This is a genomic window from Gilliamella sp. Gris1-4 (assembly GCF_001690335.1).
In the GTDB taxonomy this organism is placed as follows: domain Bacteria; phylum Pseudomonadota; class Gammaproteobacteria; order Enterobacterales; family Orbaceae; genus Gilliamella; species Gilliamella apicola_P.
In genome coordinates this window covers 1-21,414 of record NZ_LZHA01000083.1, presented here as the reverse complement: position 1 = coordinate 21,414, position 21,414 = coordinate 1, and the positions used below count along the sequence as shown (strand labels likewise).

The window sequence follows — 21,414 nt, the reverse complement described above, 5'->3', positions numbered from 1 at the left end:
CAACTTAGAATCATTTAAACTTGTCGATAATTTTGATTTGTGATATTAAATTTTATATGTCTTTATCTATTGTTTTAGCACAAAAAAATTGGCGTGTGGGCGATATTGAAGGGAACGTTCAACAGATTATTGAATTGATAAATAGCCACTCCTCCGATGATCTCATTATTTTTTCAGAACTTGCTTTGTGTGGTTATCCACCTGAAGATTTAATTTTTCGTTCTGATTTTAAAGCTCGTTGCCAAAAAGCATTATCATTGATTCAACAAGCGAGTCAACACTGTGCAGTTATTGTTGGACATCCACATTGGCAAAATCAAAATATTTACAATGCTCTTTCATTTTTTTGTGATGGAAAATTGTTAGCTCGCTACCATAAACAGCGATTACCTAATTATGATGTATTTGATGAAAAGCGTTATTTTACAGCTGACAATCAAACTTGCGTAGTTGATTTTAAGGGTAAAAAGATTGGTTTACTAATTTGTGAGGATCTTTGGCAATTTGAGCCAGTTGATAATATCCATAAGGCTCAAGCTGATTTTGTTGTGGCTATTAACGCTTCGCCTTATGATTGCAACAAGCAGAAAAATCGTCGTGATTTAGTTAAACAGCATGTTAAACGAGCAGGCTTACCTTTCATTTATGTTAATCAAGTGGGCGGTCAAGATGAGCTGGTGTTTGACGGCGGATCATTTGTTTGTAATGAGCTTGGTGAAATTGTTTGTCAGCTAAAATCATTTGAGGAGCAAGTTTCTTCTTTTGAATATGGTGTAAATCATCAGGCGATAATTGATAATAATGAAAATGATCAATTAGCTTCAGTTTATGATGCATTGGTACTTGCGACTCGCGATTATGTTACTAAAAATGGCTTTCAAGGTGCAGTATTAGGGCTTTCTGGAGGGATTGATTCAGCTTTAACCCTTGCTATTGCAGTTGATGCGCTAGGTAAAGATAAAGTGCAAGCTGTGATGATGCCATTTCGTTATACTGCTGATATTAGTATTGCTGATGCCAAAGAAGAAGCTGAAATATTAGGGGTTGAATTTGATATTATTTCGATTGAGCCAATGTTTGATGCGTTTATGGCATCGTTAAGTCCAATGTTTGTTGGTACGCCAAGAGATACCACTGAAGAAAATCTTCAAGCACGTTGTCGTGGTGTTGTTTTAATGGCACTATCAAATAAGCGTCGAAGATTGGTTCTTACCACTGGTAATAAAAGCGAGATGTCGGTCGGTTATGCAACGCTTTATGGTGATATGGCAGGTGGTTTTGATGTACTAAAGGATGTGCCTAAAACCATGGTTTTTGCATTGTCAAAATATCGGAATACTCGTTCTTATGTTATTCCTGAAAGAGTGATCACTCGCCCTCCATCAGCAGAGTTAGCACCAGATCAGAAAGATGAAGACAGTTTACCACCTTATGATATTTTAGATGGAATTTTGAAAGGTTACGTTGAACTTGATCTTTCCGTTGAACAACTTATTGCGCAAGGTTATGATGAAGCAACTGTAAGGCGTGTTATTAAATTGGTTGATATAAATGAGTATAAACGTCGCCAATCAGCGGTCGGTCCTAAAATAACAGCTCGTAACTTTGGCAAAGGTCGCCGTTATCCTATTACTTCTGCTTTTGGATTTAAAAATTGGTGATCTTGAATTAAAGGTAAATTAAATATGAAAAAAATTGAAGCTATTATTAAACCATTTAAATTAGATGATATTCGAGAGGCTCTTGCTGATCAAGGTATTACAGGTATGACCGTTACTGAAGTTAAAGGTTTTGGTCGTCAAAAGGGGCATACTGAACTTTATCGCGGTGCGGAATATATGGTTGATTTTCTGCCGAAGGTGAAAATTGAACTTATTGTGTCTGATGATATTTTAGAAATGTGTATCGAGACTATTATGAAAACAGCACAAACCGGTAAAATTGGCGATGGCAAAATTTTTGTTTATAACGTTGAACAAGTCATCCGTATTCGAACTGGCGAAATGGATGAATCTGCGATTTAGTTTAAATTACTGAATGTCAGGTCGTTCTTGTTTGAGTAGTTCAGAAGTCACAATACCTTGAATCGAACAAATAAGAAGGTTCATATTGGGACTTTTTTCAAGTAACAGTAGTTTTTCGGTGGTATCCGGTGCTGGAATGGTTTTAACACCGACGACAGTTCCGGTATTTTTATGCCAAGTTTTGATGTCGTCATTAATACTACGAATCTTTGGATTTGCGATATACAGTAAGTTATCTTCCATATTTTTCCAATCTACAAAATTCAAAGTATCTTTGATTTGATTAATATCATTCTCAATTATAAATCCCCAGAAATAATATTTCCCCATTTTACCAAGGTCCATGGCGCTATCATAATAGCCAGTAATTGTTAAGGTTTTATAAGTCATAGGGGTTTTGAAATAAACATAGTTTTTAGTTATATCTGCGCGATTTTTAACAGCAATATAGGCCTGATTTTTATCAAAAATTTTGATGTCAGTATATTTTTCTAATTCTTCTTTATTGTTATAAATTTTTTTAAAAAAATCAGGAGTGCAGGGTGTTAATGAATCAATTAACGGTACTTTATCGGCTGATGCGATAAAAGAATAAAATATAAAAAATAGAGTAATAATGTTCTTTATCATGTTGATTCGATTCGACAAAATTAAGGCGCCAAAATTTATTAGCCGTGATTGTATAATTATTACGACAGAATAACAATGTTAAAGCTATTTTCTTTTTTTAAGAATTATTAATGGTCATCTTTTTTTGTAGTTGCTGCTTACAAAAATTAATTTAAATTCACAAAAATTAACTTAAGTTCACAAAAATATAATTTATCAAGCAATAATGTGTTTTATGTTTATATATGGAATGCAGATCGCATATTTATGAATTAATTTAGAAATAGTTTGAATATAAAATAGCTATAATTTAGATTAACCAGTAAGTTACTTCAGTTACTCAATAAAGTTTAGATGGAAATTAATTATGTGCTCAACATTTGCAAATCGAATTTTAACAGAGCTTTCTGACGTTGAAGATATTTCAATTAAAACCTTTTTTGGAGGATTTAGCGTTAATAGTAAAGATGTAATGTTTGGCTGGATTATCCAAAAAAACTTTTATTTAAGAGGGCACCCTGATTACCGTTCGCTTTTTATTGATTTGGATATGCAACCATTAAGTATAACAACAGGCATGTCAACTAAATTGCTTGATTATTATAGAGTGAGTAATGAGCTTTTTAAGGATCATGAACAATTGATTTCTATGGTTCAGATGGTAATAAAATATACTAAAAAAGAGCAATATGAAAAAAGTAAAATTAAAGCAAAACGAATAAAAGAGTTGCCAAATATGACTTTGTCGCTAGAAAGATTGTTGTGTAGTGTTGGAATTAAAGATGTTGATACCTTGCAAAAGGTAGGATATTTATGTGCATATTATAAAATAAAACAAAAAAAAGAAACTATTTCAATTAACATATTGTTTGTTTTATATAGTTCTTTACATCGATTTCATGTTGCAACTTTGTCCCAGGAAACTAAAAAAGAAATTGAATTTGAATATCAATGTTTTTTAAGCCAGGTAGATAATGATTTATATAAAGAATAATTTTGCTTCATTGTGTTAATCAAAACATATGTATAGTAACAATATGACAATAATAGTTATCTAAAAATGCTTTATAACAAAGTATAATGGCATTTTTAGATAGTTTTTATAATTGATATTATTTGTACCTACTGTTTTTACTTACTCTTTAGTTATTTTGATGCTTTTCTACGTGGTGGACGTCTAAATGGTTTTGGATTAGGTAAATCAACCAGTAGCGCAGAAGGGTCATACTGGCTAACAGGAATAGCATGATCAATTGCTTTTTCAATAGCAGGTAAATTTTGCGAATAACGTTCACAGGCTAATGATATTGAGTAACCTTCTGCTCCAGCGCGTCCTGTTCTTCCAATTCGATGACGATAATCATCACAATCATCGGGTAGATCATAATTGAAAACGTGAGTAACATTAGGAATGTGTAATCCTCTTGCTGCGACATCGGTGGCGACTAAAATATCAAGATGACCTTGGGTAAATTGTTCTAAAATTGATAAACGTTTTTTCTGGGCAATATCACCCGTTAGTAATCCAACACGGTGACCATCAGCAACAAGATGTCGCCAAATCTTTTCGCAAGTTACTTTTGTATTAGCAAACACAATACAACGATCTGGCCATTCTTCCTCAATTAGCGTTTGCAAAAGTGCTAATTTATCTTCATTAGATGGGAAAAATAGCTCTTCTTTGATGCGATGACCAATTTTTTGTTCTGGTTCAACTTCAACATATTGAGGATTATTCATATGCTCAAAGGCTAATTCACGTACGTTATGTGTTAATGTTGCGGAAAATAACATGGTTAATCTTTTTTGTGGAGGAGTCATATGTCTGAAAACCCAACGTATATCGCGGATAAATCCTAAATCAAACATGCGATCGGCTTCGTCTAATACGACAACTTGAATTGCGTCTAAATTAATATAATTTTGCTTCGCATAATCAATCAATCGTCCTGTTGTTGCAATTAAAATATCGACCCCTGTGGAAAGCATTTTTAATTGTTTATCATAGCCATCACCACCAAAAGCTAATCCTAATTTTAAACCTGTTTCTTCAGATAGTAGTTCAGCATCATGGTATATTTGTACTACTAATTCGCGTGTTGGAGCAATAATGATAGCTCTTGGTTGATTGGTTTTGTGATCGGGTAAGGGAGCATGATTCAACAAATGATTAAATGTTGATGCCAAAAACGCCATGGTTTTGCCTGTTCCTGTTTGCCCTTGTCCTGCAATATCCATTCCACTGGAGGTTAGCGGTAATGTTTTTTCTTGAATTGGCGTACAATAAACAAACCCTTTTTTTTCAAGCGCTTTTAACACTGAAGGATGAAGAGGAAATTGGCTAAAAGTTGTTTGGGTAAGATATGATTGAATCATTATGGTTGTTAATATAATTATCCGAATTGTGAGATTATAACACACTAAATGCAGTGGCATCACTAATAATTATATCCTATTATACTAATCGCTAGTAGAGAAATTCAAAGTAATCTATTATGGTTAAAAATTAAATATGTTGGAGATAAAAATGAGTGATAATATTGTTCAGTTATCAGAAGCCACTTTCGATAAAGTTGTTAATGAATCATCAAAACCAGTACTTGTTGATTTTTGGGCTTCATGGTGTGGGCCTTGTAAGATGGTTGCTCCAATTTTGGAAGAAATAGCTCAAGAATATAGTGATAAAATTGTTATTGCTAAATTGAATATTGAAGAAAACCCAAATATAGCACCTAAATTTGGTATTCGAGGTATTCCTACTTTATTGATTTTCAAAAATGGACAAGTGGCTGCCACTCAAGTAGGGGCTTTATCTAAAGCACAACTTAAAAATTTTATTGATCCTCAATTATAGTAGATAAATATTTTATATTTGGTAAAGATAATGGGGTAATGGATTCTACATTACTCTTTTGCTCATGCTTTTAATTTACTAGATTTAGTGTTCTATAATAATCTTATTCAATTAAATATAGACAAATTAATGATTTTAGTGTAATCTGTCTACCTCTTACATGTATTCCTTTCTACAATTCATTGTTTTTATTGGTAAAGTGGTGAAATTCTATATTCAAACGTTCAATTATCATCAAAAGCTTAGCAATCGATTGAATTTAAGTGTTGTAAGAGATATTTTTTATAATTACATAAAAAAATTACACAAAAATAATACTAAATTGCAAACATATCAATTTTATCCTCAAGAATTTTTAAAATTATGAATTTAACTGAATTAAAAAACACTTCTGTTTCCGAGCTGGTAGCGCTTGGTGAAAAAAAGATGGGGCTTGAAAATCTTGCCCGACTTAGAAAACAAGACATTATTTTTGCAATCTTAAAACAACATGCCAAAAGTGGTGAAGATATTTTTGGTGATGGCGTACTGGAAATTTTGCAAGATGGATTTGGCTTTTTGCGTTCAGCTGATAGCTCTTATTTAGCTGGTCCTGATGATATTTATGTATCACCAAGTCAGATTCGACGATTTAATTTAAGGACTGGTGATACCATTGCAGGTAAAATCCGTCCGCCAAAAGAAGGTGAACGATATTTTGCTTTGTTAAAAGTAAACGAAGTAAATCATGATAAGCCTGAAGATGCCCGCAATAAAATTCTTTTCGAAAACTTAACTCCACTTCATCCAAATTCTCGTTTACGAATGGAACGAGGTAACGGTTCTACCGAAGATATCACCGCAAGAGTTCTTGATTTAGCATCACCAATTGGTAAAGGTCAACGTGGCTTGATTGTTGCACCGCCTAAAGCGGGTAAAACAATGCTTTTACAAAACATTGCTCAAAGCTTAGCGGTTAATCATCCTGAATGCGAGTTAGTTGTATTAATGATTGATGAGCGTCCAGAAGAAGTGACTGAAATGCAACGTCTAGTTAAAGGCGAAGTTGTTGCTTCGACATTCGATGAACCAGCAGCAAGACATGTTCAAGTTGCTGAAATGGTTATTGAACGCGCAAAACGTTTGGTTGAACATAAAAAAGATGTCATTATTTTATTAGATTCGATCACCCGTTTGGCTCGTGCATACAATACAGTTGTTCCTTCATCAGGTAAAGTGTTGACTGGTGGTGTGGATGCGAATGCATTACATCGTCCAAAACGCTTTTTTGGTGCGGCACGTAATGTGGAAGAAGGTGGTAGTTTAACAATTATTGCAACAGCATTGATTGATACTGGCTCTAAAATGGATGAAGTTATCTATGAAGAGTTTAAAGGTACAGGTAATATGGAAGTCCATTTATCGCGTAAAATTGCTGAACGTCGTGTGTTCCCTGCTATTGACTTTAATCGTTCTGGTACACGTAAAGAAGATCTAATGACTTCTCCTGATGAACTACAAAAAATGTGGATTTTACGCAAAATTCTTAACCCAATGGGTGAGACTGATGCAATGGAGTTCTTGATCGATAAACTTGCCATGACTAAAACTAATGATGAGTTTTTCGAAATGATGAAACGTTCATGATTTATTCAGTTGATAGTAAATATCATTAAAGTCATGAAAAAGAGCCGTATTGTATTCTGATACGGCTTTTTTTATGGCAAAATATAGCGTAATTTATAAAACTTAATTAAGTTTTAGGTGTTGTTAAAACCTTATGGTTAAGGTTATAGAGGTTTAATAAAGGAGCCAAATCATGTCAAAACAACAAATCGGTGTTATTGGAATGGCAGTTATGGGGCGAAATCTTGCGCTCAATATTGAAAGTCGTGGATTTTCTGTTGCTATTTATAATCGCTCTAAAGATAAAACAGAACAAGTCATGGCTGAACATTCTGATAAGAAATTGGTTCCTTATTATACAATTGAAGATTTTGTCAATTCTTTAGAAAAACCACGCCGTATCCTGATTATGGTGCAAGCAGGTAAAGGTACTGATGCAGTAATTGATGAGTTGCGTCCACTTTTAGATAAAGGTGATATTATTATCGATGGTGGGAATGCCTATTTTGAAGATACAATTCGTCGTAACAGAACATTATCAGCAGAAGGATTTAACTTTATTGGTACTGGTGTTTCAGGTGGCGAAGAGGGAGCGCTAAAAGGTCCATCAATTATGCCTGGTGGGCAAAAAGAGGCTTATGAACTAGTTGCTCCTATATTAGAGAAAATAGCGGCTAAAGCTAATGGTGAACCTTGTGTTGCTTATATCGGTCCAAATGGTGCAGGTCATTATGTAAAAATGGCACATAATGGCATTGAATATGGCGATATGCAACTGATAGCTGAAAGCTATTGGGTATTAAAACATGCTGTTGGTTTAACTAATGATGAACTTGCTGAGGTGTTTACAGATTGGAATAAAGGCGAGTTAGACAGTTATTTAATTGAAATTACCGCTGATATCTTTAAGCATAAAGATGAAAACGGTAATTATTTAATTGATGTGATTTTAGATGCGGCAGGCAATAAAGGTACAGGTAAATGGACCAGCCAAAGTGCTTTAGATTTGGGAGAACCTTTATCTTTAATCACTGAGTCTGTATTTGCTCGTTATTTATCAGCAATTAAAGATCAGCGAGTTGCGGCGGCAAAAGTGTTAAAAGGTCCTCAAAAAGCGCCTTATAGTGGTGATAAGCAGGAGCTCATAGAAAAAGTCCGTAAAGCACTGTATATGGGTAAAATTATCTCTTATGCACAAGGTTTTGCACAGCTAAAAGCTGCTTCTCATAAATATCAATGGAATTTAAATTATGGTGAAATAGCTAAGATTTTTAGAGCCGGCTGTATTATTCGTGCACAGTTCCTTCAAAAAATTACTGACGCTTATGCCGATAATAATGAAATTGATAATTTGTTGTTAGCGCCTTATTTTAATCAAACGGTCGAGGCTTACCAACAATCATTACGTGATGTGGTATCTTTAGCGGTACAACAAGGTATTGCTGTCCCAACACTTTCAGCAGCGATTGCTTATTATGATAGTTATCGATCAGCGGTATTACCAGCTAATTTGATTCAAGCACAGCGGGATTATTTTGGTGCTCATACCTATGAGCGTATTGATAAAGAAGGCGTGTTTCATACCGATTGGTTAAATATTGAATCTTAATATTTTCAATTTATAATTTTATTTCGCTATACAAAAGTGCAAGTAAGTTTGCACTTTTGTTGAGCTTTTTCCCCCTTTTGTATCTCAATACTTCATAACTCCTTGTCGTTATTGATTTTAAACTTGTCAAGTGATTTCATTTATTAAAAATCGTAGAAAAACACTATATATGGTGTATAATTTAATATAGTTTACTACATATAGTAGTATTTGAGCGGTGGCAAAATTTGGGATTATATCAAAAAAACTAATAATTTGATAAAAAATGAATAATAACAACGAATATTAATGTTGGTATAACGCCTGCGCTAGTTATTAATGAATATTGAGGAGTATATATGCCTGTAGTAATAAAACGAGATGGTTGTCAAACTGCATTTAATGAGACTCGAATTAAAGATGCAATTGTCAAAGCAGCTGTGGCGGCGAATGTTCATGACCCAGATTATTGCGCAGCGGTTGCTCGTGTTGTTACTAATCAAATGAGCGAACGTGAAAGTGTTGATATCAACGAAATTCAAAATGCAGTTGAAAATCAGTTAATGTCAGGCCCTTATAAAAAATTAGCGAGAACTTATATTGAGTATCGTCATGATCGTGATCGTGCTCGTGAAGAACGTAGCCGTCTAAATCAAGATATTCGAGGGTTAATTGAGCAAAGTAATGTCGCCATTTTAAATGAAAATGCTAACAAAGATAGCAAGGTGATTCCAACTCAACGTGATTTACTTGCGGGTATTGTAGCAAGACATTATGCGAAGCAGTATTTATTACCTAAAGATATTTCTCGTGCTCATGATTGTGGTGAAATTCATTATCATGATTTAGATTATGCGCCATTCTTCCCTATGTTTAACTGTATGTTAATTGACTTAGATGGTATGTTAACTAATGGTTTTAAAATGGGCAATGCTGAGATCGAGCCACCAAAATCAATTGCAACAGCAACTGCAGTAACTGCACAAATTATTGCACAAGTGGCTAGTCATATTTATGGTGGCACGACCATTAATCGCATCGATGAGGTTTTAGCAAAGTTTGTTACTATTAGTTATAACAAACACAAACAAGTTGCTGAAGAATGGAATATCCCAAATCCAGAAGCTTATGCTGAAAGCCGAACTCAAAAAGAGTGTTATGATGCGTTTCAATCTCTTGAATATGAAGTAAACACCTTACACACTGCTAATGGACAAACTCCGTTTGTTACTTTTGGTTTTGGTTTAGGAACTAGTTGGGAATCACGCTTAATTCAAGACTCTATTTTTAAAGTTCGTATCAAAGGATTAGGTAAAAATCATAAAACAGCAGTTTTTCCAAAACTTGTTTTTGCCATTAAAGATGGTATTAACCATAAACAGGGCGATGTTAATTATGATATTAAGAAACTTGCACTTGAGTGTGCAAGTAAACGGATGTACCCAGATATTTTAAATTACGATAAAGTTGTTGAAGTGACGGGTTCATTTAAAACGCCAATGGGTTGTCGAAGTTTCTTGGGCGTTTATGAAGAAAACGGCCAGTTAATTCATGATGGGCGTAATAATTTAGGTGTAATTAGTCTAAATTTGCCTCGTATAGCTATTGAAGCTAAAGGTGATGAAGCTAGATTTTGGGAAATTTTAGATAAACGTTTAGGACTATGTAAAAAAGCATTAATGACGCGTATTGCTAGACTTGATGGCGTAAAAGCACGAGTGGCACCAATTTTATATATGGAAGGTGCTTGTGGTGTAAGGCTTAACGAAGATGACAATGTTTCTGAAATTTTCAAAAATGGGCGAGCTTCAATTTCTTTAGGTTATATTGGTCTTCATGAAACATTAAATGCACTTTTCGGAAATCAAACGCATCCATTTGATAGTGATAAATTACGCGAAAAAGGTGTGGCAATTGTTGAGCGTTTACGTAATGCGGTGGATCAATGGAAGAACGAAACCGGTTATGGGTTTAGTTTATATAGCACACCAAGCGAAAATTTATGTGATCGATTTTGCCGACTTGATACGGCTGAATTTGGTGTAATTCCAGGTGTTACTGATAAAGGTTATTACACTAACAGTTTCCATCTTGATGTTGAGAAAAAGGTTAATCCGTACGAAAAAATTGAATTTGAAAAACCTTATCCTCAAGTTGCTAATGGTGGTTTCATCTGTTATGGCGAATATCCAAATATGATTAACAATATCAAAGCATTAGAAGATGTTTGGGATTATAGTTATTCACGAGTTCCTTATTATGGGACTAATACGCCAATAGATGAATGTTATGAATGTGGTTATACTGGTGAATTTTCTTGTACTAGCAAAGGCTTTGTTTGCCCAAGTTGTGGTAATCATGATTCTTCAAAAGTATCGGTTACTCGTCGTGTTTGTGGATATTTAGGTAGTCCTGATGCCCGCCCATTCAATGCAGGTAAACAAGAAGAAGTAAAACGTCGAGTTAAACATTTAAATAATGGTCAAATTGGTTAATAATCAATAAATATTTATGAATTATCATCGCTATTATCCTGTTGATGTTGTTAATGGGGAAGGAACTCGCTGTGTTCTTTTTGTTGCCGGGTGTGTACATCAGTGCCCAGGTTGCTATAACAAAAGTACATGGGGAGTAAATTCTGGTTTACCATTTACACAAGCACTTGAAGATCAAATCATTAAAGATTTACAAGATACCGAAATAAAACGTCAAGGATTATCGCTTTCTGGCGGTGATCCTTTGCATCCTCAAAACGTCGCAACTATATTAAAACTGATTCAACGTGTTAAATCTGAGTGCGATAATAAAGATATCTGGCTTTGGACTGGGTATAAGCTTGATGAGTTAACAACTGAACAACAAGCGGTTATTCCTTATATTGATGTGTTAATTGATGGAAAATTTGTACAAGAACTTGCTGATCCTCGTCTATTGTGGCGAGGAAGCAGCAATCAAATTATCCATCGTTTTAAATAAGAATTATGAGCTAACTACTGGGATTTATGTAAATTTAGAAGATAAGAAATAGCTTCTCGGTAGTTAATTTCAAGATTTTCGCTACTTGATGAAGTGATATGCAAATCAGTAATTTTGCCATTATGAATCCCATAAACCCAACCATGTAAATTAACTTTTTGACCTCGTTGCCATGCAGATTGAATAATTGTAGAGTGTCCAAGATTGTATACTTGTTCAATTACATTAAGTTCACATAAAACATCCAAACGGATATCGGGAGGAAATTCCCCTAGAAGTGAGCTGTTTCGAAACCAAAGATCACGAATATGCAGTAACCAGTTATTAATTAGCCCTAAATCAGGATTTTCAACTGCATCACGAATTCCACCACAACCTAAATGACCACAAACAATGATATCTTCAATTTTAAGTACATCCACAGCATATTGAACAACTGATAAACAGTTTAAATCAGTGTGTATTACAAGATTACCAACATTACGATGCACAAATAACTCACCGGGCTTTAACTTAATGAGTTTTTCTGCTGACACACGACTGTCTGAACAGCCGATCCATAAAAATTTCGGATTTTGTTCAACTGCAAGTTGTTTAAAAAATTCAGGATCTTCTTGCTCTATTTTTTCTGACCATTCGTGGTTAAAACGGATTAAATCATTTACATCAAACATAATTAATATTTTCCAATATATTTCATTATTATTTTTTTATTTTAAGTTATTTAATATGCTGAATCTTACTTTTCATTATTAATTTACGCCACAAAGGAGTTGTTAATAGTTTGGCTTTAACAATTTTACTATAAAGCTTGAAGCGTAATGGTATTGTACGTTGATAATAACATTTATTAGGTTTTGGATGGCCACTATTTAATATTTTACTTAAAATTTCAGCGCTATCCAAAGCATAGCTAATACCCTCTAACGAACTTGCACTAATAAAACCAGCTGCTTCACCAATTAAAAAAATATTTTCATTGCCAGTATAAAAATCACGTAGCCGATTTGGATAAACCACTAAACATTTTTCTGTTTTGAGAGGTTTACCCAAAATAAACCCTTGTGTAGTTAATTTTTCTTTTAATTGTTCAAAATTTTGATTCGCTACTTTTTTAGGGAAAGCACCGCCAAAGATAAAATAACCATTTTTTGAAATACTCCACGAGTAGCAATTGGTTAATTCATTGTCGAATATACAAGAATTAAATGGAGTTGGATGTTGCTCTGTAAACCATTGTTGTATCGCTATATATTGTCTTATCGTATGTTGAGGATATCGCATTCGTCTAACCAGAGAATTGGCTCCGTCAGCACCGACTACATATTGAGCAGTGGCGTTGTGTTCATTTTTATTTCCATCAAGATAAGTGATCTGATAACCATCAATAATGCGCCTTACTTCTTTACAGAGTGTATTATGAAGAACGGTTACATTTGATGGTATTAGTGACTTTAGCCACAGATCAAATTTGTGCCGATCAAAACTTACATAACTCCGCTGATAATTGCGAACAAGTTTGGTTTGTAAGTCATAAGTTCTGACACTAAAAATTTGAGGATCAGTTAAAATATCAGTGGGTAAGTTTATATTTTGCCTAGCAAAGGCTTTTTGAGCATCATCTGCTAATAGCCCACCACAAGGTTTATGAAATCCTTCATTTCCCGTTTTATGCTTTGTATCTAATGCAATGACTTTGAATGAAGGACTCAGTAAACGGGCTAGCGTACTGCCAGCTGGTCCAAGGCCTATAATTGCGATATCGTAATCCATGTTATTGTATAGTTTGTTTTATCATGTTTAAAAAACCGTTTATGTTAGCAAATTAAATTATGTGTGACTATTAAAGATGAGAGTTTACCTATGCCAGTTAACTTGTAAAAAAGTTTCCGGTAACTATATGTTTCAGTATAAAATTAGATGTAATTGTTCTTTTTTAATGAATTTATTTTTTTAATCTGTCACTGTTTTTAAAAACGCTTCATTTAATTCATTAAATGGTAGAGTGCGGCTAATTATTATTAATCTGGATATTCTTTCTGATGAGTTTTGCCAAGGTGAGCCATAGTCAAATCCTACAACTTTATGTACACCTTGAACAATTAATCGTTGATCATTATCTTTAATAGCTAAAACACCTTTATAGCGTAACATGTCGTTGCCATATTGTTCGACGAGACTTTCCATAAATGCACCGATTTTTTTTAGATCAAGTTCACCCGCTTCAAAAAGATATGAACAAACGTTGTCATCCCATGAAGTCACTTGTTTTTGTAGTGGCAATGGTTTAAAGTCTGCTTCAAATTTTTGGGTCGGATTGATAACAAAAAATCCTTTATTTATTGTTAATTCATCACTGAGATCAAAGGCATGTATATCAAGCCATTGCGATTTTGGGATCTGACCTTTTACAGCTTCAAATATAATCGCTTTATGATTAATTTTATGGATTCGATTAATTACCTCTGCTTTTTTTTCGTTATTAATACAGTCAGTTTTAGTTAAAATAATACGATCAGCAAAACCAATTTGTGATAGAGCAACGCGATGTTCATTAAGATGTTTTAAAATATGTTGAGCATCTACAAGAGTAATAATTGCATCAAGTTGAATTGTTTCACGAATTAAATCATCAATGAAAAAGGTTTGAATAATAGGTGCAGGATCGGCAAGACCGGTTGTTTCGATAATGAGTCGATCAAATTGTAATTCACCAGCTGAGCGTTTTTCATGTAATTTGTGTAATGCTTCAGTAAGTTCCCCTTGCACCGTACAACAAATACAGCCATTAGTCATTTCGACGATTTGAATTTCGCTATTAACATTTAGTAAATTGCTATCAATATTTACAGGGCCAAATTCGTTTTCGATAATAATTACTTTCTCGTTATGGTTATGTGTTAATAAGTAATTAATGAGTGTGGTTTTACCTGAACCAAGAAATCCTGTTAATAAAGTGACTGGCAATAACGAAGATGGAATAGATTTTGTCATTTATACCCCACTAATTGTTAGCAACACTTAAACCCACCTTTACCACTATATTTCGCCTCTTGGCGCTCTTTAAAAAACTCTTCATAAGTCATGGGCGTTTGCTCTGGATGAGTGAGCTTCATATGCTGAACATAATTATCATAATCAGGGATGCCAACCATTAATTTAGCGGCTTGACCAAGATATTTTCCTGCTTTGGCAAGTGAATTAAACATATTTTTCTCTCGACTGAATATTATCGTATTGCAATAAGGGCACCTTGCGGTCTATGTTATATAACCCAAATTATATGTGAAAATAGTATATTCACTATAAGGCGCTAATTTGTTTGAGTCAATCATTGATTAATCGTAATTATTTACTAGATTCAAAATGAGATAAAATTTTGAACTTATTGATTTTTAGTTGTTTTTAGTGAATTCAAAAAAGTAATATTTTCAATTTTTTAATGAAATTCATTTAATTATTAGTAAATAACTTCTATAATAATCGCCAATTTGTCACGCATAAGAGTTAATAATGGAAAAGTTTCACGTAACAGGACCAACATCGCTAAATGGCGAAGTAGTTATTTCTGGCGCAAAAAATGCTGCGCTACCTATTTTATTTTCTGCAATTTTGGCGGAAAAACCAGTAGAACTTCGAAATGTTCCTAAGTTAAAAGATATCGATACAACTTTAGAATTGCTAAGCCAGCTAGGCGTAAAATGTGAACGAAATGATTCTATTCACCTTGATGCAAGTCACCTTAATAATTATTGTGCACCTTATGAACTGGTGAAAACTATGCGTGCTTCAATTTGGGCTTTAGGTCCTCTTGTTGCTCGTTTTGGACAAGGACAAGTTTCATTACCTGGCGGTTGTGCTATTGGTGCAAGGCCTGTTGATCTTCATATTAGTGGTCTTGAACAACTTGGTGCGACAATCACACTTGATGAAGGCTATGTTAAAGCATCAGTTAATGGAAAACTAAAGGGCACTCATATTGTTATGGATAAAGTGAGTGTTGGCGCGACTGTTACGATTATGTCAGCCGCCACTTTAGCCGAAGGCAAAACGATAATCGAAAATGCAGCCTGTGAACCTGAAATTGTTGATACCGCTAAATTTTTAAATATGCTAGGTGCCAAAATTACTGGTGCAGGTACAATGCGCATTGAGATTGAAGGAGTTGAATGTTTAGGCGGTGGTGTACATGAGATTGTTTCTGATCGTATTGAAACAGGAACTTTTTTAGTTGCGGCGGCTATATCTAAAAGTAAAATTATTTGCCGTAAAACCGATCCAACCCTACTTGATGCAGTGCTTTCTAAATTGAAGGAAGCTGGTGCAAAGATTGAGGTAGGTGAAGATTGGATTTGTTTAGATATGCAAGGAAAAAGGGCGAAAGCTGTTAACATTCATACTGCTCCGCATCCAGGTTTTCCTACTGATATGCAAGCACAATTCTCATTGCTAAATATGGTTGCTGAAGGTACAGGAATCATTAAAGAAACTATTTTCGAAAATCGATTTATGCATGTTCCTGAGCTAATTCGCATGGGTGCAAAAGCAGAAATTGAAGGTAATACCTTAATTACCCATGGTGTTGAAACATTGAGTGGCACACAAGTGATGGCGACGGATTTACGGGCGTCAGCAAGTTTAGTTTTGGCTGGTTGTATTGCTGAAGGTTTAACTACTGTTGATCGTATTTACCATATAGATCGAGGCTATGACAATATTGAAGCAAAATTAAGAAAATTAGGCGCCAATATTGAAAGGGTGAAATAATTCATTTTCGCTAAAAAATTAGTAAGTTTTTTGTTCAAAAGGAACGTAATGATGATAAAACAAGCATTGGTTTTTCTATCAAATGGTTGTGAAGAAACAGAAGCGGTAACCACAATAGATTTATTAACCCGAGCTGATATTAAAGTTACTACCGCTAGTATCTCAAGTACTCGTGAAATTGAATGTTCTCGAGGAGTAACTATTTTGGCTAAAAAAATGCTTTCGGATGTTCAATACATTGATTTTGATGTTGTAGTTTTACCTGGAGGTGTTAAAGGTGCTGAAAATTTTCGAGATTGTCCATTGTTGATCGAAAAATTGAAACAAACACACCAGAGTGGCGGTATTGTTGCTGCAATCTGTGCTTCTCCTGCTATGGTTTTACAACATCATAGTTTATTTCCACACGCATATATGACCGGTTATCCAACCACTAAAGAGGCGTTTAAAAATTGGAAGTCCGATAGGGTTTATTTTGATGAGTCGTATAAAGTTATTACTAGCCAAGGTCCCGCAACGTCTATTGATTTTGCTTTAAAAATTATTGCTGTGTTGTTAGGTGAAATGAAAGCAGCGGAGATCGCTCGGCAGCTAGTTCTTCCATTGGGGATTGAATCCTATCAATAAATAGGCACTAAATGTCAAATTCACATTTGTATGAAAAATTAGTTAAAAGAGCAACGCTAGGTGCTGTTTCAATCTCTATTTCATTAATTATAATTAAATTTATTACTTGCTGGTTTACCGGTTCAATAAGTTTATTTGCCTCATTATTAGATTCAAGTATCGATTTACTTGCTTCTGGTGTTAACTTTTTTTTAGTTCGTTATGCACTAAAACCCGCAGATGCTGATCATACCTTTGGTCATGGCAAGGCAGAATCTTTGGCAGCATTATTACAAAGCGCGTTTATTATTGGTTCTGCAATAATTTTGTTACTTTCTAGTATTCGCTCTTTTATTTATCCGAATGAACTACAGGAACCTTTATTGGGGATTATTGTCTCAACTGTTTGTGCTGTAGTAACATGCATTCTTGTTTTATATCAAAGATATGTTGTAAAAATCACTAAAAGTAATGCTATTCAAGCCGATATGTTGCATTATTCTTCCGACATGTTGTTGAATATTGCTGTTATAATTGCACTTTGTTTAAGTTGGTATGGCATTACTTATGCTGATGCGGCCTTTGCATTTTTTATTGCTTTGTATATTTGTTATAATGCTTATCACATTGCACACAATGCAATTAAAGACCTATTAGATCACGCTTTACCAGATAGTGATAATTTGCGAATAGCTGAAATTGTTGCTTCATATCCAGATGTTAGAGGTTTTCATGATCTAAAGACCCGCCAAGCAGGCCCTCTCAAATTTATTCAATTGCATCTTGAATTAGATGATGATATGCCTTTAATCACTGCTCATGCCATTGCTGATGCTATTGAAAAACATATTTCTAAGGAATTTTCTCCTGCAACAGTAATTATTCATCAAGATCCGATTTCTGTTGTACCTATCGAAATGATGAAGTAGAAAAATTAATCAAAAATAGCCTTTATCTTCTATTGTTAGATATCTGTTAAGACTCTATAATAACTAAAAGTTAATAATTTGGAGTTATTTTAAATGATAAAAAAAATAGGTATTTTAACAAGTGGTGGCGATGCTCCAGGAATGAATGCTGCTATTCGAGGAGTAGTGAGAACAGCATTATCAGAAGGGTTGGATATTTTTGGTGTTTATGATGGTTATATGGGACTTTGCGAAGATCGCATTGTTCAATTAAAGCGTTCAAGTGTATCTGATATTATTACTCGTGGTGGTACATTTCTTGGATCGGCTAGATTTCCAGAATTTAAAGATAAAGCTGTAAGACAAAAAGCCATTGCTAATCTAAAAAAACATCAAATTGATGCTTTAGTCGTTATTGGTGGTGATGGTTCATATATGGGTGCAATGCGATTAACTGAAGAAGGTTTTCCATGTATTGGTTTACCAGGAACCATTGATAATGATATTCGTGGTACTGATTATACTATAGGTTATTTTACTGCGCTTAGTACTGCTGTTGAAGCAATCGATAGATTACGTGATACTTGTTCTTCACATAACCGAATTTCAGTCATTGAAATAATGGGGCGAGATTGTGGTGATTTAACCTTAAATGCAGCAGTTGCTGGTGGTTGTGAATTTATGATTATTCCAGAGGTTTCTTATACGAAGGAAGATCTAATCGAAGAAATTAAGCTAGGTTTTGCAAAAGGTAAAAAACATGCAATTGTGACTGTTACAGAACATATGTGTGATGTAAATCAACTTGCAGTAGACATTGAAGCTGCTGTTCATCACGAAACTCGTGCCACAGTATTAGGGCACGTTCAACGTGGCGGTTCTCCTGTCCCTTATGATCGTATTTTGGGGTCTCGTATGGGTGCTTATGCAGTTGAATTATTGCTACAAGGCTATGCAGGTAGAAGCGTTGGCGTACAAAATGGTAAATTAGTACATCACGATATTATAGATGCTATCAATAATATGAAGCGTCCATTTGATATGGATCTATACAATACAGCCAAACGATTATTTTAAATGTTAATTGTGCCATTTAAGCATAATTAGTATTAGATAAATATCTGATTGTTTTATTAATAGGTGAACTGTTGAAAATGATATTTTAAACATTCACCTATTTGTTTATCTGCTAACTCCTTTAAAATGAGTCGATATGGAATTAGGCTGCTTTTAATAATAAAAGAGTTGTTATTTATCAAGTATGGATGTGAATCATAGTAAACTAATTACAATGTTATATTGGTAATTTTATGACACTACATTTTTTAGAAGATAATGATCGTTTTTATGCTTGTGATGCTAATAATAAAGAAATAGCTGAAATGACCTTTACAAGGGTCGGAAAAGATAAAGCTACTATTAATCATACTTATGTTGATTCTGCGTATCGTGGTCAAGGTATTGCAGATAATTTATTAGACCGTGTAGTAGAAAAATTACAGCAAGAAAAGCGTGAGATTATTCCTATTTGCTCGTTTGCTATTAAAAAATTGGCTAGAAAATTAGATTGACAGTAAATTTTTAATAATTTGATTTTAAATGATATTTTATCGCTTATTTGTTTAGACATTTATTTTTATAAATTGTAGTTTCAGTTACATAGAAATGTGATAATGTATGCTAGTTTATTTCATTATTTACAGTATCTAAAATGGTAACAGAAAAACCGCAAAAAATTCATTCTATACATGTATTACGTGGTGTTGCAATTATAATGATTGTTTTTAGTCACTGTTTGGGTGTGTTTAAAAATACTCATTTAATTGCTAATAGTTATTTATTTTCTTTTTTAAATTTATTTGCCTTTAATTTCACTACTTTTTTTGTATTAATTGCTGGTTTTTTATTTCAACATCTAACTTATAAATTTGATACCAAGGCCTATTATTTATCAAAACTTAAAACTGTTGTTTGTCCTTATGTTTCGGTATCTATTTTTTGCTTTGTTTTTTTTCATTATCAGTATTTATCTAATTTACCTTGGTTTTCATCGACTGAAACTAGTGTTGTTAGCTCAATAGTTAGGATGATGCTAACAGGAACACAACTGCTGCCATTGTGGTTTATACCGATGATTATTATTATTTATTTAATGGCTCCTCTATTATATTTTTGGTCGAAAAAGAGTTTAATTGTAGCTGGTCTGATTGCTATGTTTTGGGTTGTGATGTTTACTAAACCTGATTTTACTCAACCTATTTTGAATTTGTTGCATTATGGACCAGTTTATTTAATTGGCATGATGATAAAACAAAATTACCAAATCATTATCAAAACAGTCAAAGATAATTTATTCTTAGTCATGTTTCTTTTTGGTTTATGTTTTTTTATTCCATTTGCTTATCGTTATATGAGCCATTTAGGTGTTGAAAATCTTTATTATGATACACTACAAAAAATCATTTTATTTATATTAGCGCTTTATTTTTTAGATGGGCTTAATCACAAAACAAATGAAGGAAGGCTATATAAATTCTTTTCTTATATGGCAAATATTAGTTTTCCTATCTATTTTATTCATGAAATTATTGTTTTAGAACTTGAACAGCTACTGTATATTTCTCCTCTAGGTTATGTAATCAAAACCGACAATGGTTGGTTAGCATCATTGGGAGCAGTAATCTTTTTGGTATCTACTTTAATCGTAAGTGTTACCATAGCTAAGATAATAACACTAGTTTTCAAAAATAAAGCAAAATACCTTATTGGTGCAATTCGTTAGATAATATCATTTATTATTTGATTTGGTATTTTGAAATATTTTTATTAAATTTAAAATTTAGAATATAAATTAATATTCTAAATTCACGTTAAAAATATGAAGTTCTTTATATTTTCGTATAAATTAACTTAATAAATTGTTTTTTCTATAGCAATTTACGTTTATTTTGTTTATGTCAAATATATTGAACACATGGGTTTGAACAAATAAAACGCAAACGAAAAAAAAATTGCAATTAACGCTTGCAGGAAATTTTTAAGCCCCTATAATGCGCATCCACTGACACGCAGTCAGCGACAAGCAGGCGGTAAATTGGTCAGTGAATAAGATCAAAAATTTAAAAAAAGATCTTGACGAATAAAAAGGTGTAGCGTAGTATACGCAACCCTTGAGACAGCGAACTAAGTCAACGAAAAGTTGATGGGGAATAGAAGCTGTCAGCTCTTTAAAAAGAAGAAACAGACAATCTGTGTGGGCACTTGCGAGACGAAAGATTAAAGTCTACGGACTAAAAAATTAAGTCTTGATAAGTGACACTGAAGATTCATTTGAATATGTCAGAGACAGTTATTGAGCATCAAACTTTAAATTGAAGAGTTTGATCATGGCTCAGATTGAACGCTGGCGGCAGGCTTAACACATGCAAGTCGAACGGTAACATGAGTGCTTGCACTTGATGACGAGTGGCGGACGGG

Annotated in this window: 20 protein-coding genes and 1 rRNA gene; 15 read left to right on the top strand and 6 right to left on the bottom strand. The window is 33.7% G+C overall.

Annotated features, from left to right (window positions below; translation table 11 throughout):
* Window positions 1–56 precede the first annotated feature (56 nt).
* Together A9G31_RS10315 and glnB are read left to right on the top strand one after the other, a co-directional pair.
* The gene (locus A9G31_RS10315) at window positions 57–1,661 is read left to right on the top strand and encodes an NAD+ synthase (RefSeq protein ID WP_065561576.1); all 1,605 of its coding nucleotides are present in this window, start codon (window positions 57–59) and stop codon (window positions 1,659–1,661) included.
* Window positions 1,662–1,685: 24 nt separating this feature from the next.
* Entirely contained in the window at window positions 1,686–2,024 is a 339-nt protein-coding gene (gene glnB, locus A9G31_RS10310) for a nitrogen regulatory protein P-II (RefSeq protein WP_034910467.1), read from the top strand.
* A 6-nt stretch (window positions 2,025–2,030) separates the two neighbouring features.
* Here the strand turns inward: glnB and A9G31_RS10305 are convergent, their stop codons facing one another.
* Entirely contained in the window at window positions 2,031–2,654 is a 624-nt protein-coding gene (locus A9G31_RS10305) for a hypothetical protein (RefSeq protein ID WP_065561571.1), read from the bottom strand.
* Between the two features lie 346 nt (window positions 2,655–3,000).
* On the opposite strand from A9G31_RS10305, the gene A9G31_RS10300 reads away from it, so the two are divergent.
* Window positions 3,001–3,627: a TfoX/Sxy family protein gene (locus tag A9G31_RS10300; RefSeq protein WP_065561570.1), complete on the top strand. Its 627-nt coding sequence runs from the start codon at window positions 3,001–3,003 to the stop codon at window positions 3,625–3,627.
* Between the two features lie 152 nt (window positions 3,628–3,779).
* Here the strand turns inward: A9G31_RS10300 and rhlB are convergent, their stop codons facing one another.
* Window positions 3,780–5,009 carry an ATP-dependent RNA helicase RhlB gene (rhlB, locus tag A9G31_RS10295; RefSeq protein ID WP_065561569.1) on the bottom strand — a complete coding sequence of 410 codons (1,230 nt, stop codon included), beginning with the start codon at window positions 5,007–5,009 and terminating at the stop codon, window positions 3,780–3,782.
* A 151-nt stretch (window positions 5,010–5,160) separates the two neighbouring features.
* Between rhlB and trxA the strand changes: the two genes are divergently transcribed.
* The 5 genes from trxA (at window position 5,161) to nrdG (ending at window position 11,656) form a co-directional block, all read left to right on the top strand.
* On the top strand, window positions 5,161–5,487 hold the full coding sequence (gene trxA / locus A9G31_RS10290) for a thioredoxin TrxA (RefSeq protein WP_065561568.1): 327 nt from the start codon (window positions 5,161–5,163) through the stop codon (window positions 5,485–5,487).
* 363 nt (window positions 5,488–5,850) lie between these two features.
* Window positions 5,851–7,113 carry a transcription termination factor Rho gene (rho, locus tag A9G31_RS10280; RefSeq protein WP_034910472.1) on the top strand — a complete coding sequence of 421 codons (1,263 nt, stop codon included), beginning with the start codon at window positions 5,851–5,853 and terminating at the stop codon, window positions 7,111–7,113.
* Window positions 7,114–7,285: 172 nt separating this feature from the next.
* The gene (gene gndA / locus A9G31_RS10275) at window positions 7,286–8,701 is read left to right on the top strand and encodes an NADP-dependent phosphogluconate dehydrogenase (RefSeq protein WP_065561566.1); all 1,416 of its coding nucleotides are present in this window, start codon (window positions 7,286–7,288) and stop codon (window positions 8,699–8,701) included.
* A 338-nt stretch (window positions 8,702–9,039) separates the two neighbouring features.
* Window positions 9,040–11,175, top strand: a complete 2,136-nt coding sequence (nrdD, locus tag A9G31_RS10270; protein ID WP_065561565.1) for an anaerobic ribonucleoside-triphosphate reductase — start codon at window positions 9,040–9,042, stop codon at window positions 11,173–11,175.
* A 16-nt stretch (window positions 11,176–11,191) separates the two neighbouring features.
* Window positions 11,192–11,656, top strand: a complete 465-nt coding sequence (gene nrdG / locus A9G31_RS10265; protein WP_065561564.1) for an anaerobic ribonucleoside-triphosphate reductase-activating protein — start codon at window positions 11,192–11,194, stop codon at window positions 11,654–11,656.
* 14 nt (window positions 11,657–11,670) lie between these two features.
* Here nrdG and can read toward each other — a convergent pair whose 3' ends face one another.
* The 4 genes from can to A9G31_RS10245 form a co-directional block, all read right to left on the bottom strand.
* Window positions 11,671–12,330 (bottom strand): carbonate dehydratase, encoded by a 660-nt coding sequence (gene can / locus A9G31_RS10260; RefSeq protein WP_065561563.1) that lies wholly within the window; start codon window positions 12,328–12,330, stop codon window positions 11,671–11,673.
* A 46-nt stretch (window positions 12,331–12,376) separates the two neighbouring features.
* Window positions 12,377–13,429, bottom strand: a complete 1,053-nt coding sequence (locus tag A9G31_RS10255; RefSeq protein WP_065561562.1) for an FAD-binding protein — start codon at window positions 13,427–13,429, stop codon at window positions 12,377–12,379.
* 180 nt (window positions 13,430–13,609) lie between these two features.
* Window positions 13,610–14,650, bottom strand: a complete 1,041-nt coding sequence (locus A9G31_RS10250) for a CobW family GTP-binding protein (protein ID WP_065561561.1) — start codon at window positions 14,648–14,650, stop codon at window positions 13,610–13,612.
* 17 nt (window positions 14,651–14,667) lie between these two features.
* Window positions 14,668–14,865, bottom strand: coding sequence for a YbdD/YjiX family protein (locus A9G31_RS10245; protein ID WP_065561560.1), 198 nt, complete (start codon window positions 14,863–14,865; stop codon window positions 14,668–14,670).
* A gap of 304 nt (window positions 14,866–15,169) precedes the next feature.
* Between A9G31_RS10245 and murA the strand changes: the two genes are divergently transcribed.
* The 7 genes from murA to A9G31_RS10210 form a co-directional block, all read left to right on the top strand.
* Complete coding sequence (gene murA / locus A9G31_RS10240) at window positions 15,170–16,423, top strand: UDP-N-acetylglucosamine 1-carboxyvinyltransferase (protein ID WP_065561559.1); 1,254 nt, start codon at window positions 15,170–15,172, stop codon at window positions 16,421–16,423.
* A 51-nt stretch (window positions 16,424–16,474) separates the two neighbouring features.
* Window positions 16,475–17,050: a DJ-1 family glyoxalase III gene (locus A9G31_RS10235; protein ID WP_065561558.1), complete on the top strand. Its 576-nt coding sequence runs from the start codon at window positions 16,475–16,477 to the stop codon at window positions 17,048–17,050.
* Between the two features lie 11 nt (window positions 17,051–17,061).
* Window positions 17,062–17,958 carry a cation diffusion facilitator family transporter gene (locus tag A9G31_RS10230; protein ID WP_065561557.1) on the top strand — a complete coding sequence of 299 codons (897 nt, stop codon included), beginning with the start codon at window positions 17,062–17,064 and terminating at the stop codon, window positions 17,956–17,958.
* A gap of 93 nt (window positions 17,959–18,051) precedes the next feature.
* Entirely contained in the window at window positions 18,052–19,014 is a 963-nt protein-coding gene (pfkA, locus tag A9G31_RS10225; RefSeq protein WP_065561556.1) for a 6-phosphofructokinase, read from the top strand.
* A gap of 233 nt (window positions 19,015–19,247) precedes the next feature.
* Entirely contained in the window at window positions 19,248–19,508 is a 261-nt protein-coding gene (locus tag A9G31_RS10220) for a GNAT family N-acetyltransferase (RefSeq protein WP_065561555.1), read from the top strand.
* Window positions 19,509–19,648: 140 nt separating this feature from the next.
* Window positions 19,649–20,719: an acyltransferase family protein gene (locus tag A9G31_RS10215; protein WP_065561554.1), complete on the top strand. Its 1,071-nt coding sequence runs from the start codon at window positions 19,649–19,651 to the stop codon at window positions 20,717–20,719.
* A 586-nt stretch (window positions 20,720–21,305) separates the two neighbouring features.
* A 16S ribosomal RNA gene (locus A9G31_RS10210) occupies window positions 21,306–21,414 on the top strand; the annotation flags it as partial.

Bases quoted from the DNA above. Each gene is read 5' to 3' on its own strand.
- A9G31_RS10305 (WP_065561571.1), bottom strand. From the start codon at position 2,654: ATGATAAAGAACATTATTACTCTATTTTTTATATTTTATTCTTTTATC.
- nrdD (WP_065561565.1), top strand. From the start codon at position 9,040: ATGCCTGTAGTAATAAAACGAGATGGTTGTCAAACTGCATTTAATGAG.
- pfkA (WP_065561556.1), top strand. From the start codon at position 18,052: ATGATAAAAAAAATAGGTATTTTAACAAGTGGTGGCGATGCTCCAGGA.
- A9G31_RS10215 (WP_065561554.1), top strand. From the start codon at position 19,649: ATGGTAACAGAAAAACCGCAAAAAATTCATTCTATACATGTATTACGT.
- trxA (WP_065561568.1), top strand. From the start codon at position 5,161: ATGAGTGATAATATTGTTCAGTTATCAGAAGCCACTTTCGATAAAGTT.
- murA (WP_065561559.1), top strand. From the start codon at position 15,170: ATGGAAAAGTTTCACGTAACAGGACCAACATCGCTAAATGGCGAAGTA.
- nrdG (WP_065561564.1), top strand. From the start codon at position 11,192: ATGAATTATCATCGCTATTATCCTGTTGATGTTGTTAATGGGGAAGGA.
- A9G31_RS10230 (WP_065561557.1), top strand. From the start codon at position 17,062: ATGTCAAATTCACATTTGTATGAAAAATTAGTTAAAAGAGCAACGCTA.
- A9G31_RS10250 (WP_065561561.1), bottom strand. From the start codon at position 14,650: ATGACAAAATCTATTCCATCTTCGTTATTGCCAGTCACTTTATTAACA.
- glnB (WP_034910467.1), top strand. From the start codon at position 1,686: ATGAAAAAAATTGAAGCTATTATTAAACCATTTAAATTAGATGATATT.
- A9G31_RS10245 (WP_065561560.1), bottom strand. From the start codon at position 14,865: ATGTTTAATTCACTTGCCAAAGCAGGAAAATATCTTGGTCAAGCCGCT.
- rhlB (WP_065561569.1), bottom strand. From the start codon at position 5,009: ATGATTCAATCATATCTTACCCAAACAACTTTTAGCCAATTTCCTCTT.
- A9G31_RS10255 (WP_065561562.1), bottom strand. From the start codon at position 13,429: ATGGATTACGATATCGCAATTATAGGCCTTGGACCAGCTGGCAGTACG.
- can (WP_065561563.1), bottom strand. From the start codon at position 12,330: ATGTTTGATGTAAATGATTTAATCCGTTTTAACCACGAATGGTCAGAA.
- A9G31_RS10220 (WP_065561555.1), top strand. From the start codon at position 19,248: ATGACACTACATTTTTTAGAAGATAATGATCGTTTTTATGCTTGTGAT.
- gndA (WP_065561566.1), top strand. From the start codon at position 7,286: ATGTCAAAACAACAAATCGGTGTTATTGGAATGGCAGTTATGGGGCGA.
- rho (WP_034910472.1), top strand. From the start codon at position 5,851: ATGAATTTAACTGAATTAAAAAACACTTCTGTTTCCGAGCTGGTAGCG.
- A9G31_RS10235 (WP_065561558.1), top strand. From the start codon at position 16,475: ATGATAAAACAAGCATTGGTTTTTCTATCAAATGGTTGTGAAGAAACA.
- A9G31_RS10300 (WP_065561570.1), top strand. From the start codon at position 3,001: ATGTGCTCAACATTTGCAAATCGAATTTTAACAGAGCTTTCTGACGTT.
- A9G31_RS10315 (WP_065561576.1), top strand. From the start codon at position 57: ATGTCTTTATCTATTGTTTTAGCACAAAAAAATTGGCGTGTGGGCGAT.